This window comes from Pantoea sp. F_5 (assembly GCF_008631595.1).
Taxonomy (GTDB): domain Bacteria; phylum Pseudomonadota; class Gammaproteobacteria; order Enterobacterales; family Enterobacteriaceae; genus Pantoea; species Pantoea gossypiicola.
Window position 1 is genome coordinate 23,196 of sequence record NZ_VWUO01000009.1, and the last position, 13,437, is coordinate 36,632.

Below are 13,437 nucleotides of genomic sequence, written 5' to 3' on the forward strand. Positions count from 1 at the left end.
CGTTTCAGACGATTAAATCGTGGCCTGAGTAGCGGCCATGCCAGGCACCAGAATCACCTTGCGGCACTCCTCTTCGCGTTTAGCGAAAATATCGTAGCCGCGTGCAGCATCTTCCAGCGGCAGATGATGGGTCACAATCTCTTCCGGCGTCAGATGCCCCTGCTCAATGAGCTTCAGCAGATCGGGCAGATAGGCATGCACATGCGTCTGTCCCATTTTAAAGGTCAGCCCTTTGTCGAAGGCATCACCAAACAGGAAGCCATGAATGAATCCGGCGTAAACGCCTGGTACGCTGACGATACCGCCACGCCGCACCGCAGCAATACACTGACGCAACGCTTTGCCACTGCTGCCTTCCAGCTTGAGATTGGTGAGCACGGTTTCAGTCAGGCTGCCTTTCGCCTCGAACCCGACGGCATCGATCACCGCATCCACACCGCGATTGCCGGTGCTGTGCTCGATAATCCAGCCGGCCGGGTCATCGATCTCATCGAAATTAATCGGGATGACGCCGTAGCGATCGCGGGCAAAGTTTAAGCGGTAGTTGTTGTGGTCAATCATGTAGATCTGTTCGGCACCCTGCTGTCGGGCGCAGGCGGCACTGAGCAGGCCCACCGGTCCGGCACCGAAAATCGCCAGGCTGGAGCCAGGTTTAACGTCGGCATTTTTGACCGCCTGCCATGCCGTAGGCAGAATGTCCGACAGGAACAGCACTTTCTCATCTGACAGTACCGACGGCACTTTAAACGGGCCGGTATTGGCTTTCGGCACCCTGACATATTCCGCCTGGCCGCCCGGCACACCGCCATAGAGCTTACTGAAACCAAACAGCGCCGCGGGCGGCGTGATGTTCTTACGATTCAGAATAGCGCCCCGTCCGCTGTTGGTATTTTCGCAGGCGGCATACTGGCTCAGCAGGCAGAAAAAGCAGTCGCCACAGGCGATCACAAACGGAATGACTACCCGATCGCCTTTGGCGACGGCAGTCACTGCGCTGCCCGCCTCAACCACTTCGCCCATAAACTCATGACCAAAAATATCGCCATGCCCGGTGCCGGGAATTTTGCCGCGGTAAAGGTGCAGGTCTGAACCACAAATGGCGGTAGCGGTCACGCGCAGGATAATGTCATCGGCCGCTTCCAGACCCGGGTCGGGCACGTTATCCACGCTGACTTTATGCGGGCCATGATACGTTAATGCTTTCATCTGTTGATCTCCTGCTGACGAGGGAAGGGCAGCCAGACCAGAAAGTATGGCCGCCTGCGAGGAAGACTCAGGGAATCTGAAATCGAAACCTGCCTGAAGTGTAGTAATCCTTTGAAGAGTAAGCAGAGCGGTGCCAGAGGCAGGGCGGTTTCAGACCGGCGGGCTGGGTGACTGCATCTGAGCTGTGGTGGCGTTGACGGGCAATGCATCCGGTTGCCAGCCGGTAAGATCGGCCAGCGCGCGCCGGTAAGCGGTATCGATTTGCGCCGGCACCTGTTCAATGTAGTGAAACGCGTGCTCACGTGTTTCCCCGGTAAGTTTCTGCAGGTAATATCGCGCGTCATCCAGCGTGGGTATCCGGCCTTCGACACGCGCCATGCGGGCAGGGAGATCGGTCCAGATCAGACCTTCAATGCCTTTGGCCTGCGCCCACGTTGCCAGCGGTCCGGCTGAGCTTTCAGTCACCGTCATCATGCCGACGCCATCGACGCGGCTGTCCGGTATCCCCTCCCGAATGCGCAACGCGCGGCAGGCGCTCTCCAGAGAGGCGGTGTTCAGCCAGGCCCAGAACACCGGCACCGGGCAGGCGTTGAGACAGATTGCCGTAGAGAGTTCCCCGCCGTCAGCGATGCGCACAAACTCAATGGGTACGGCAGGACCATCATGATGCCACTGACTGGCCACCGGCAGTGCACCAGGTTTCCAGATTAACGATCCCCATCCCAGACAGGCAATTTTCATTCTTTTCTCCTGTGTACCTGTCGGCGTAATCGCGACAGCGTCAGTTAAAGCGTAGTCCGTTACGCTTAATCGTTACAGGGATCACCTTTTCAGGGGCAGTAAAACGGGCGCGAAAATGGCATGATCGCCGCGCAGTCACTTTGCACACCCTGACGGTTTTTTCAGCAATCCATGCGTGTTTGTCTTCGCGGCTTGAACTTTTATCGTCAGGTAGTGTAAAAAGTGGCGCACGCAATCGATTACCTATATGCGCGGGTGGATCACTTTTACGCTTCACCGATCCGTCTGCAGCTGAGGCTGAGCGGGGCATACGTTTACCTGCCTGACGGCTCAGGTTACTGGCGGCTTTTAACACGGACTATCTGATGAAAACCACGCAAACTGGCACGCTGGGCGCGCTTGAGAGTGACGTTGATACGGGATGGCGTAAAACTGACACGATGTGGATGCTGGGTTTATACGGCACCGCAATTGGAGCCGGTGTGCTGTTCCTGCCCATCAATGCCGGTGTCGGCGGGCTGATCCCGCTGATCATTATGGCGGTGCTGGCCTTTCCGCTGACCTTCTTCGCGCACCGCGCCCTGACGCGTTTTGTCCTTTCCGGTAAAAATCCGGCGGGTGATATTACCGAGGTGGTCGAGGAGCATTTCGGCGTCGGCGCGGGTAAGCTGATTACGCTGCTCTATTTCTTCGCGATTTACCCGATTCTGCTGATGTACAGCGTGGCGATTACCAACACGGTTGAGAGCCTGATGGTGAATCAGCTCGGCCTGGTGCCGCCGCCGCGTGTGCTGCTGTCGCTGCTGCTGATTGTCGGACTGATGACCATTGTACGCTTCGGCGAAAAGATGATCGTCAAAGCGATGAGCGTGCTGGTCTATCCGTTTGTGGCGGTTTTGATGCTGATGGCCTGCTACCTGATCCCGCACTGGCACGGCGCTGCACTCTCCACTCTGAACGTTCAGCCTGCGGGCAGCAGTCTCTGGATGACGCTGTGGCTGGCGATACCGGTTATGGTCTTTTCGTTTAACCACTCACCGATCATCTCCTCGTTTGCACTGGCGAAGCGCGAAGAGTATGGCGACGCCGCTGAGAAAAAATGTTCGCGCATTCTGGCCTGCTCGCACCTGATGATGGTGGTGACGGTGATGTTCTTTGTCTTCAGCTGCGTGCTGAGCCTGTCGCCTGACGATCTGCACGCTGCCAAGGCGCAGAACATTACCATTCTCTCCTATCTGGCGAACCATTTTCAGGTGCCGATGATTGCCTGGCTCGGGCCGCTGATTGCCATTGTGGCGATCACCAAATCGTTCCTCGGCCACTATCTGGGGGCGCGTGAAGGATTTAACGGTATGGTCAACAAGGCGCTGCGCAGTCGCGGTAAAACTATCGCGCCCGCCAGACTGAATCGCCTGACGTCACTCTTTATGTTGCTCACCACCTGGCTGGTGGCAACACTGGACCCGAATATTCTCGGCATGATTGAGACGCTGGGCGGGCCGGTGATTGCGATGATCCTGTTCCTGATGCCGATGTATGCCATCCAGAAGGTACCTGCGATGCGGAAATACAGTGGTCACATCAGTAACCTGTTTGTGGTGCTGACAGGTCTGATTGCTATTTCCGCGATTTTCTATTCGCTGGTGAAGTAACCGATCACTCAACAGGCGCTTCTCAGCGGTATTGAGAGGCGCCTGCTGTTCTGCCCGCTACCCGTCATTTTCTCCGTATATCGCCTCCCTGTTTTAGCCAGCCGCCGCACAGTAACTCCTCTCTGTCAGACGCATCTCGTCAGCAATATTTACATTTGTTACTTTTTCACATGGTAGAGTTAACGCGAATAATTATTATTCCTTTAAAGGACAGGAGAAAAATGAAAATCGGGATTGTTGCTGCCACCACGCTGTTACTGTCAACCGCCTGCGCGGCGACCACCTATCCGGTCACGGTGACCGACATGGATGGTCAGAAAATTACGCTGCAAAAGGAGCCGCAGCATGTGATTTTGCAGGACGGACGCGACGTGATGGCGCTGGCCTTGCTGGATCGACAGAACCCGTTCCAGCGGGTCGTTGCCTGGAATAATCTGCCGAAAAAGCAGGATACCCAGACCTGGAATCTGCTGAAGCAGCGCTGGCCGCAGGTGGCATCGATTGTGGATATGGGCTTTAACGATCAGGGGCAGGTCAATCTGGAGAGCGTACTGGCGAAGCAGCCCGATCTGATGATTGCGCAGCTGCGCGCTAAACCGGCACTGACGCAGTCGGGCGTGCTGGCTACCCTGAAAAATCTGCATATTCCGGTGCTGTTCCTGGATGATGAGCTTCACCCCAAAGAGAACACCCTGAAGAGTGTGAAAGTGCTGGGTACCGTTCTGAATCGCGAAACCGAAGCGAAAGCCTACGCTGATTTTTATCAGCAGCGCTGGCAGATGATTCAGCAAAAAATTGCGCAGGTGTCGCACAAGCCGACGGTGTTTATTGAACCGATTGCCGGTAACAGCGACAACTGCTGTTTTACCCATGGTCATAACGGCTGGGGCGCGCTGGTGGAAGCGGTCGGCGGGAAAAATATTGGCTCAGCGCTGCTGCCCGGTAGCTCAGGTTTTGTTTCGCTGGAGAAGATTATTGCTATGAAGCCGGACGTGTACATCATGACCGGCTCGAAACGTCCGAACAGTAACGTACTGCCGTTTGGTTACGGTGCCAGTCAGACCGATGTGGCCGCCACTTTTAATCGCCTGCAAAGCCGTACTGGCCTGGAGCAGATCGAACCGGTGAAACAGAAACGGGTCTATGGCGTTTATCACCATTTTTATAATCACCCATATAACATCATCGGTATGGAAATTCTGGCAAAAGACCTCTATCCGGACCTGTTCCGCGATCTGGATCCGACGGCCGATTTTCACCACATCGTAAAACAATTCACGGGATTGCCGGATGCGCCAGTGATCCTCAGCACACCATAACCGGGTAAAGTGTCGGGGGGCATTTCAGCAGCCTGACTTTGAATCGATTTTAACGGGCAGCCTGATGCGTGATGCTCAGGCCGTGCGGGCTGCCCGGTTAACGTCTGGATTGCGTCAGAAAAGTTGCAGAGATATGAGCCGTGTTAAGAAAGCGCTAAGCAAGCGTAATACTGTGTAAGTTACCGGATTTTAAGACTTTTACAGATGCCTCCCGCCAGAATTATTGCCATGATGCCGATCAACGGTGCCTGAACAGCCGTTATTTTCGGAGGCAGTATCATGAAAAAAACAACATTAACGTTTATCGCTTCACTTTTAACCTGCAGCACGCTCTTCTCTCAGGTTTCACTGGCAGACGATCATGATGACGGTCAGCGTAAGCCGGTGCCGCATCAGAACAGTGATAAACGCCCTGACAATCGCGGCCCCGATCAGAATCGAGACCGCGGCAACAATCGCCATGATGATAAAAAGCCTCACGACATGGGCAATAATCGGCATGATGAAGATAACAACCATCGTGGCAGAGAATCCCGCAATGACCGTGACCATTTCGCCTGGCAGGGCCACGATTTCCGTCGCGGCCATCCTGTCCCGCAGGAATATCGCGGCGACCATTATCGCGTAGCCGACTGGCATGAACGCGGTCTGCGTGAACCGCCGCGCGGTTATCACTGGGCAAACATCGACGGCAACTATGTGCTGATTGCTGCCGCGACCGGTGTGATTACCGCGCTGGTGCTGAACAGCGCCCTGAACTGATTCTAACCTGAACCGATCAACAGGGATGGCTGCGGCCATCCCTGTTTCTTTCCGTTTTGCTGCGCCAGCGGCTATCCTGAGACTCCACGCTGAAATTTCCTGTGTAAGGAGTCATGATGACGATGGTTAAGATGGTTGCGGTAGATATGGATGGCACGTTTCTGGACGATAACAAGCAGTACAATCGAGCCCGCTTTCTCGCCTGCTATCAGCAACTCACTGCCCGCGATATCAAATTTGTTGTGGCCAGCGGCAATCAGTATTACCAGCTCAAATCTTTCTTCCCGGAGATCGCCAGCAATATCGCCTTTGTGGCGGAAAACGGCGCATGGATTATTGACCGTGATGAGGAGCTGTTTTGCGGTGCCTTTGAACGTCGCGACGTTGAAGCGGTAATCAGCACCCTTCAAAACGGCGACTATCCCGGCCTGCGTTATCTGCTGTGTGGCCGTAACAGCGCGTATTACTTCGAAGGCATGGAAGAGCGCTGGCTGAAGAAGATGCGCCACTATTGCCACCGGCTGAAGCCGATTCATCAACTGGATGACGTGCAGGATGACCGGCTGTTTAAGTTCGCGCTGAATCTCTCTGACGACTACATTGAGCCACTGATGGCGGATATTGAGCGGCTGCACCAGGGACGCGTGGCCGCGACGTCAAGCGGTCATGGATCGGTGGATCTGATCGTACCAGGAAATCACAAAGCGCACGGTCTGGATCTGCTGGCAAAACGCTGGGGGATCACGCACGACCAGGTGCTGGCCTTTGGCGATGGCGGTAACGACCTGGAGATGCTGAAACAGTCCCGCTTCAGTTTTGCCATGGACAATGCGCCGCAGCGGGTGAAGCAGGCGGCACGTTTTGCCGCGCCGTCTAATAATGAGCAGGGCGTGTTGCAGGTGATTGAGCAGATGCTGGCAGGCGAGGGACCTTTTGCCGCCCCGCAGGCTTAGTCGCCAGGCGCTGAGACTAAACCTGCCAGGCTGGCAGGTCAGTGAAGGAGGCCAGCGCGTTGATCACGCGGTGATCTGCCAGGCTTGCGCAATCATTGTCTGCATCTGTTCGCGGCTGTAATTCACCAGCGAATTTTTACTGTTGGCACGCGCCAGGATCCACTCCACCTCAGTGCGGCTCAGCGACGGGCCATTCTGCCAGAATGGCGTGATGGCCTGCTGTTGCAGCCACTGCTTCAGAAACTGTGCCGGTGAATCTGTGGATTCGCTGAAGAGCTGTGGGTGCAGCTCCGCCATCAGCGTACGCTGTAGCGGCTGCTGGCTGTCAGACAACAGATCCAGGAACGGAAACAGCAGGCGTCCGCACACTTCACCGTGATGGAACGGTTTAATCGCGCCCAGTTCCCCGGCAATACCGTGGATCACCCCCAGCCCCGCACTGCTGAGACTGACGCCCCCAAGCCACGATGCCATCATCATTGCTTCACGTGCCGCGTCACCCACCGCATCCTCGCGGTTGAGTGCAGGCCAGGCCTTGATAAACTGACGCAGGCCGGTCAGCGCGAGCTGGCGGGTGAAGAGGTTACCTTTGCCCGAGAGATACGCTTCAAACAGATGGGTAAAAGCATCAATGCCGCAGGTCGCCAGCACGTGATCAGGTGCGCTTTTCAGCAGATCCGGATCGAGAATCGCCACCTCCGGCACAAAGACCGGGTGACGCAGTGACGCTTTGATCTGAATATCCTGCTGATCTGTCACCACCGCATTTTGCGTGACTTCGCTGCCGGTCCCGGCAGTCGTCGGGACCGCAATCAGCGGCAGCGTGATGGGCTGAACTGCGGTATCACCCACCTTTTCCAGATAACGGGCGGTGGGCAGCGGGTGTTGAATCATGGCACTAAAGGCTTTTGCCGCATCCAGCACGCTGCCTCCGCCAATCGCCAACACCCGATCAACATGACCGCGCCAGCGGGCAACCCAGCCATCGATCTCAGCGGGCGAAGCTTCATGGCTGACAATCTCATAGCCGAGGATGTGATCGTTGAGTTCAGCTTTTATCCGGGCATAGGCCTCCCCCTGCAGGAAAGAGTGTCCGCAAAACAGCAGGGTAGGTTGTGACCGGGCGGCCAGCAGCGGCACCAGTTTATCCAGACTGCCGCGGCCAAAGAGGGTTCGTTGATTACTGTACAGCTCACTCAGGTTCTCACTCACCAGCGCATCCTTTTTACATTTCGCTAAAATCTGAGTGTAACGAAAAGCGTGGCGTCAGCGTGGGCAAACTTTCTGATAACACGATGGCAAAAAGTTGATCATCTTCGCAAAACAGAAATTCACCGTCGGCGGGGTGGTGCTTTAATGCGGATGTTACCCTTAACATGTTATCGGTAACAGCGTTTGTCGGTATGTGTAAACATCTTACAGCGCACTGTTTTGTCGCCCTCCGGGGATCATGATAATAAACCGACACTGAATACCCTTCAGTGCGCAAGGTGGAGAAAACCTATGCCATTACTCTATGTGGCGATCGGCGTCGCGTTACTGCTGCTGCTGATGATTCGCTTTAAGCTTAATGGATTTATCGCGCTGATCCTGGTGGCGCTGGCGGTCGGTGTGATGCAGGGCATGCCGGTTAATAAAGTCATTACCTCAATCAAAGCGGGCGTGGGTGGCACGCTTGGCAGCCTCGCGCTGATCATGGGCTTTGGTGCCATGCTCGGTAAGTTGCTGGCCGACTGCGGCGGTGCGCAGCGTATTGCCACCACCCTGATTGAAAAATTCGGCACAAAGCATATTCAGTGGGCGCTGGTGCTGACCGGTTTTATCGTCGGCTTCGCGCTGTTCTACGAAGTTGGCTTTGTCCTGATGCTGCCGCTGGTGTTCAGCGTGGCGGCGTCGGCGCGTGTACCGCTGCTCTATGTCGGGGTACCGATGGCGGCGGCTCTTTCTGTGACGCACGGTTTTCTTCCGCCACACCCCGGCCCGACGGCTATTGCCACGCTGTTTAATGCTGACATGGGTAAAACACTGCTGTTCGGTACGCTGCTGGGTATTCCGACGGTGATTCTGGCGGGTCCGGTTTATGCCCGTTTCCTGAAAAACATCGACAAACCGATTCCGCAGGGGCTTTATAACCCAAAAACCTTTACTGAAGCGGAAATGCCCGGGTTTGGCGTTAGCGTCTGGACGGCACTGGTGCCAGTGGTACTGATGGCGCTGCGTGCCGTGGCGGAGATGCTGTTGCCTAAAGGCCACGTTCTGCTGCCCTATGCGGAGTTCTTTGGCGACCCGGTAATGGCAACGCTGATTGCGGTACTGATTGCGATCTTCACCTTTGGTCTGAATCGCGGTCGTACGATGGAGCAAGTGATGGACACCCTGACCGACTCGATCAAAATCATCGCCATGATGCTGTTGATCATTGGCGGTGGCGGTGCCTTTAAACAGGTGCTGGTGGACAGCGGCGTGGATAAATATATCGCCAGCATAATGCACTCTACACAGCTTTCACCCATCTTTATGGCCTGGTCGATTGCTGCCGTACTGCGTATCGCCCTGGGGTCTGCCACGGTAGCGGCGATTACCGCCGGGGGCATCGTGGCGCCGTTGATTGTTACTAGTGGTGCCAGCCCGGAACTGATGGTGATCGCTGTGGGGTCCGGCAGCGTGATCTTCTCGCACGTTAATGACCCCGGCTTCTGGCTGTTCAAAGAGTATTTCAACCTGACGATTGGTGAAACCATTCGCTCCTGGTCGGCGCTGGAGACCATTATTTCGGTCTGTGGTCTGGTGGGTTGTCTGCTGCTCTCCTGGATGATTTAACCTCTGGCCGCTGGCAGACTTGCCAGCGGCACTCTGCTTTTGCTTCTCTCTTGCCCGTTTCGTTGTTTATCGCGGGCAGCTTCTTTGGCCGGTTTATTCGGCTCGTAACCACGACGATAAAAAGGGCCGCAAAGCGCGGCCCACAGGTCTGTAACAGAGTAAATCTTGCCTCTTTAATGAGGCGGTTCAAATCCGGCTTTGACCATCTGTTCCCGCAGTGCACGCGCTATTTCACGGTTGCCACCGGTGACCGGATAGATAACGTTGTTTACCACATCATCAAGGTAGTGCTCTTCAAACTCCTGCATCGTGAGTTGAGTGCCGCCTTCATCGTTGATGGCGAAAGAACCTTTAATGTGGTTACCGCTGTTTTTTGCCTTGAGGCTGTAGCGGCCCATGCTGGTATTAATCGTGCTCATAAGATCTCCTCGCGACTCATTTTCAATCTCATCACTACTAAGGCCTGCCTTGCCGCCTAAATTTTAGCCAGGAGTGGTCTGTAAAACGAAGAAAGAGGGCCGGTAAAAAGTAGTGTTGCGATCGTTATCTCAGAACATAAATAAAAGCGAAATCTGCTGAACTTATGAGCAGTTGAATCCTGAGTGACGCGGCGGGACAACTTTTTCTGTCTATACTGCTTACAAGAAACATGTTTAATCAGTGAGGGGAAAAGGAAATGAAAATTATTCTGTGGATTATCGCGATCATATTTATCGTGGGCTTGCTGACCCTGACAGGGGTGTTCAAACTGATTTTCTGATGTCATAACTTTGTTAAAGCTTCAGCGACAGCGGGCACCTAATCAGGTGCCCGAGCTGTTTTCTGGCTTGCTAGCAAATAGTGGCTGATGGGATCCATCGGCGTATTCGGCAGCAGATCCTGCGAGCCCAGCTGTTTTTTACAGCATGCGCAGCAGGCACCATGAAAGTTGCGCTTACCCTCCCGATAATCAGTGAAAACGAACCGTGCGCTTCCACATTGGCTACAGCGTATCTTCATCACCATTCTGCGTCTCATCCTCCTTTTTAATGCGTCCTGACGAATGCCTGCCTCTGACCGGTTAAGCAGAATTTATCTATTGCTGCGCACTATTATTCCGGACCGCGATGAGAAACTTAGTTTCTTATGAGACCGATTGTTTGTTGCCAAATGCGAATTTAGCCACCAAAAAACACTTCATTGATCTTGCTCAATGTTTCTTTGCTGTTGGCTAAAATATCGGCGAGTATCCCAGTCTGGCTGGGATTAGTGGCACTCAACGCTTCTCCGGGCATGATTAAAAGCAGGAACTGCGCTCAGATATTTAATCATTTTTGCTCGTTTAATGAGCACTTGTGCCACAGTGACTGCGAGAACCCTTAAAAACGGGTCTGGCAGAGATAAACGCTGTCCTGATGAAGAAAAAAAAATTGCTTTTTTACTTCTGTCGCCTCCATTAAGAAGAGGAATACGTCTTAATAAGATTTTTCTTTTTAATGTGAGTACGGTAGAACGCTTAAATAAAAAGGTGCGACTTTCCAGCGGGTTAGCGTACAGCGCAGGTGATGGAACTGCTAGCTGTTAACGGCCGATTCGCAAGCCCGGAAGCAGGAAAGTGTGATGGATGTACGTAAAGTCGATATTTATCACTTTTTCATCAAATCGTACTGGACAAATCCCTCCGCAATTGCTGTACTAGACCCCGACACAGTTTAGTGTCCATTTTTCATGTAAAGGTAATATAGATGTCTAAGATCAAAGGTAACGTTAAGTGGTTTAATGAATCTAAAGGATTCGGTTTCATTACTCCTGAAGATGGCAGCAAAGATGTATTCGTACATTTCTCTGCAATCCAGAGCAACGGCTTCAAAACTCTGGCTGAAGGTCAGCGCGTAGAGTTTGAAATCACCGACGGCGCTAAAGGCCCATCTGCTGCTAACGTTATCAGTCTGTAAGTTAACAGTCAGAATTCTAAAAACCCGCCTGATGGCGGGTTTTTTTATGGCTGTAATCTGCGCTTCATCCCTTTCATCATAATCTTCTGTATCTTCCCTGTGCGGCACAAACTGCGCGGCGATTTACAAAAAATTCCCGTAACTTATTTATAACAACCCGACATGCAGCTTTTTAGCATGTGACGCTATATAACTAAGCGACAGAATCCGGTGAGTGAGGAGGCAGGATGAAGATACGTCAGGCAGAGTTAAAAGACAGTTTTGCGTTGAGTGCCCTGTTAAGCGAGCTAGGCTACGGCGGTACCGAAAGCTTCATTGAACAGCGCCTGGCGCAGTTATGCAGCGATCCCACTGAAGCACTGCTGGTGGCTGAACATGGCAGCCAGGTGCTGGGTTTCCTTTCCCTCCATTTTATCCCTCAGCTTGCTCTGGCCGGTGATTTTGCCCGCATCAGCTATTTCTGCATTGCAGAAGGTGAGCGCAGTAAAGGCGTCGGCCAGCAGCTGCTTCAGCACGCTGAAACGCTGGCAGCGCGTCGTGGCTGCGACCGTATGGAAGTCCATTGCCATCAGTCACGTCTTAAGGCGAATCAGTTCTACGCCCGGGAGGGTTATGCTGAATCTCTCTGTTATCTCATCAAAGCGCTTCGGGCGGATTAACTTCCGGCCAGAGGAACGACCCGTGCTCCGGCCATTTTCTCCTGCTGTGCCTTCCTGAGGCTGGCGACAGAAATGATACGGACCAGTGTATCCTGTGCCTGTCAGCATTTTCTGCTTTCACGCTGGCAGCCAGATAGCAGAAACGGTTGCCAGCGTGGCTACACCCTGTGGCGGGCAGCAGGCTCTGCAATCTTGTGGCACTCTGCCTAAGGTAAAGTCGTGCACAGCCCGCCAGTAGCGTTAAGCTGAGGTGAGCGAACATCCATGCAGAGACCGATACGCGAAAAACAGGACGATACGATGCCGTGGCTGGCTAAGGATTTGTGGTGCGTGACGCAGGAATGTCTGCTCTGCTGGCAGGAGAGTGGTTTTAGCGCCAATGTGAAGATGACGGCTCATGCAGGATACGGGCACTATCAGCAGAGGCTGATCCACCAATAACTGACGCCGGAAGTGATATTACCGACGCAGCAGGAGAAGAGAAATGATGAAAGTGGCGTTGGGGCAATTTGCAGTGAGCCGTGAATGGCAGGAAAATGCTGATACTTGTCTGGACTTAATGCAGCGGGCGGCAGAAGGAGGCGCGGATTTGCTGGTGCTGCCGGAAGCCGTGCTGGCGCGCGATAATGCCGATCCCGATTTAGTGGTGAAGGCGGCGCAGCCACTGGATGGCCCTTTCATCAGCCAGTTGCTGGCCGCCAGTGAGCACAATGCGCTGACCACCATGATGAGCGTTCATGTTCCCGCTGAGCAGCATAAAGCGCTCAACGTGCTGGTGGCTATCCACAAGGGTAAAATCATCGCCGCCTATGAAAAACTGCATCTGTACGATGCCTTTGCGATGCAGGAGTCACAGCGGGTTAATCCGGGCCACGTCATTCCGCCGCTGATTGAAGTCGCAGGAATGAGAGTCGGATTAATGACCTGCTATGACGTGCGCTTCCCGGAGCTGGCGCGTCGGCTGGCGCTGGATGGTGCGCAAGTGCTGGTGCTCCCAGCCGCCTGGGTGAAAGGTCCGCTTAAAGAGATGCACTGGGAGCTGTTGACCCGCGCCCGTGCGCTGGAGAACACCTGTTATATGGTGGCGGTGGGCGAGTGTGGCCCACGCAATATTGGTCATAGTCTGGTCGTCGATCCACTGGGCGTGGCAGTGGCAAATGCGGCTGAGTCTCCGGCACTGCTGTTTGCCGATCTTGATCCTGAGCGAATCGCCTATGCCCGCCGGGTATTACCGGTTCTTGCAAACCGGCGTTTTGAACGGCCTGAGCTGAAGTGATTGCCTGAACCGGGAAGCGACCGCGTATGCACTCTATTAAAGATCTTACTCTGTTACAGATTCCAGTTGTCGTCACAGGCAAACTGCGCGTAAATAACAGTCACCGTGATTCAAT

The 13,437-nt window shown here is 54.0% G+C and carries 12 protein-coding genes; 8 read left to right on the forward strand and 4 right to left on the reverse strand.

Annotated features, from left to right (window positions below; translation table 11 throughout):
• Positions 1 to 12 precede the first annotated feature (12 nt).
• On the reverse strand, positions 13 to 1,206 hold the full coding sequence (locus F3I44_RS13270; RefSeq protein ID WP_150019438.1) for a zinc-dependent alcohol dehydrogenase: 1,194 nt from the start codon (positions 1,204 to 1,206) through the stop codon (positions 13 to 15).
• A gap of 150 nt (positions 1,207 to 1,356) precedes the next feature.
• Positions 1,357 to 1,947, reverse strand: coding sequence for a hypothetical protein (locus F3I44_RS13275; RefSeq protein ID WP_150012371.1), 591 nt, complete (start codon positions 1,945 to 1,947; stop codon positions 1,357 to 1,359).
• A gap of 365 nt (positions 1,948 to 2,312) precedes the next feature.
• On the opposite strand from F3I44_RS13275, the gene F3I44_RS13280 reads away from it, so the two are divergent.
• From F3I44_RS13280 to F3I44_RS13295, 4 genes are all read left to right on the forward strand, one after another.
• Entirely contained in the window at positions 2,313 to 3,599 is a 1,287-nt protein-coding gene (locus F3I44_RS13280) for an HAAAP family serine/threonine permease (RefSeq protein ID WP_150012369.1), read from the forward strand.
• Between the two features lie 221 nt (positions 3,600 to 3,820).
• Positions 3,821 to 4,918: an ABC transporter substrate-binding protein gene (locus F3I44_RS13285; RefSeq protein ID WP_150012367.1), complete on the forward strand. Its 1,098-nt coding sequence runs from the start codon at positions 3,821 to 3,823 to the stop codon at positions 4,916 to 4,918.
• Positions 4,919 to 5,197: 279 nt separating this feature from the next.
• Positions 5,198 to 5,680: an RcnB family protein gene (locus F3I44_RS13290; protein WP_150019439.1), complete on the forward strand. Its 483-nt coding sequence runs from the start codon at positions 5,198 to 5,200 to the stop codon at positions 5,678 to 5,680.
• A gap of 116 nt (positions 5,681 to 5,796) precedes the next feature.
• Entirely contained in the window at positions 5,797 to 6,633 is an 837-nt protein-coding gene (locus F3I44_RS13295; RefSeq protein ID WP_150012431.1) for a Cof-type HAD-IIB family hydrolase, read from the forward strand.
• Positions 6,634 to 6,696: 63 nt separating this feature from the next.
• On the opposite strand, the gene F3I44_RS13300 is transcribed toward F3I44_RS13295, so the two are convergent.
• Positions 6,697 to 7,845, reverse strand: a complete 1,149-nt coding sequence (locus tag F3I44_RS13300; protein WP_150012365.1) for an iron-containing alcohol dehydrogenase — start codon at positions 7,843 to 7,845, stop codon at positions 6,697 to 6,699.
• A 291-nt stretch (positions 7,846 to 8,136) separates the two neighbouring features.
• On the opposite strand from F3I44_RS13300, the gene gntT reads away from it, so the two are divergent.
• Positions 8,137 to 9,453: a gluconate transporter gene (gene gntT, locus F3I44_RS13305; protein ID WP_150012363.1), complete on the forward strand. Its 1,317-nt coding sequence runs from the start codon at positions 8,137 to 8,139 to the stop codon at positions 9,451 to 9,453.
• 173 nt (positions 9,454 to 9,626) lie between these two features.
• Here gntT and F3I44_RS13310 read toward each other — a convergent pair whose 3' ends face one another.
• Positions 9,627 to 9,872, reverse strand: coding sequence for a hypothetical protein (locus tag F3I44_RS13310; protein WP_150012361.1), 246 nt, complete (start codon positions 9,870 to 9,872; stop codon positions 9,627 to 9,629).
• A 1,305-nt stretch (positions 9,873 to 11,177) separates the two neighbouring features.
• On the opposite strand from F3I44_RS13310, the gene cspE reads away from it, so the two are divergent.
• From cspE to F3I44_RS13330, 3 genes are all read left to right on the forward strand, one after another.
• Positions 11,178 to 11,387, forward strand: coding sequence for a transcription antiterminator/RNA stability regulator CspE (gene cspE, locus F3I44_RS13320; RefSeq protein WP_006118399.1), 210 nt, complete (start codon positions 11,178 to 11,180; stop codon positions 11,385 to 11,387).
• Between the two features lie 227 nt (positions 11,388 to 11,614).
• On the forward strand, positions 11,615 to 12,046 hold the full coding sequence (locus tag F3I44_RS13325) for a GNAT family N-acetyltransferase (RefSeq protein ID WP_150012357.1): 432 nt from the start codon (positions 11,615 to 11,617) through the stop codon (positions 12,044 to 12,046).
• 487 nt (positions 12,047 to 12,533) lie between these two features.
• Complete coding sequence (locus F3I44_RS13330; protein ID WP_150012429.1) at positions 12,534 to 13,322, forward strand: deaminated glutathione amidase; 789 nt, start codon at positions 12,534 to 12,536, stop codon at positions 13,320 to 13,322.
• Positions 13,323 to 13,437 lie beyond the last annotated feature (115 nt).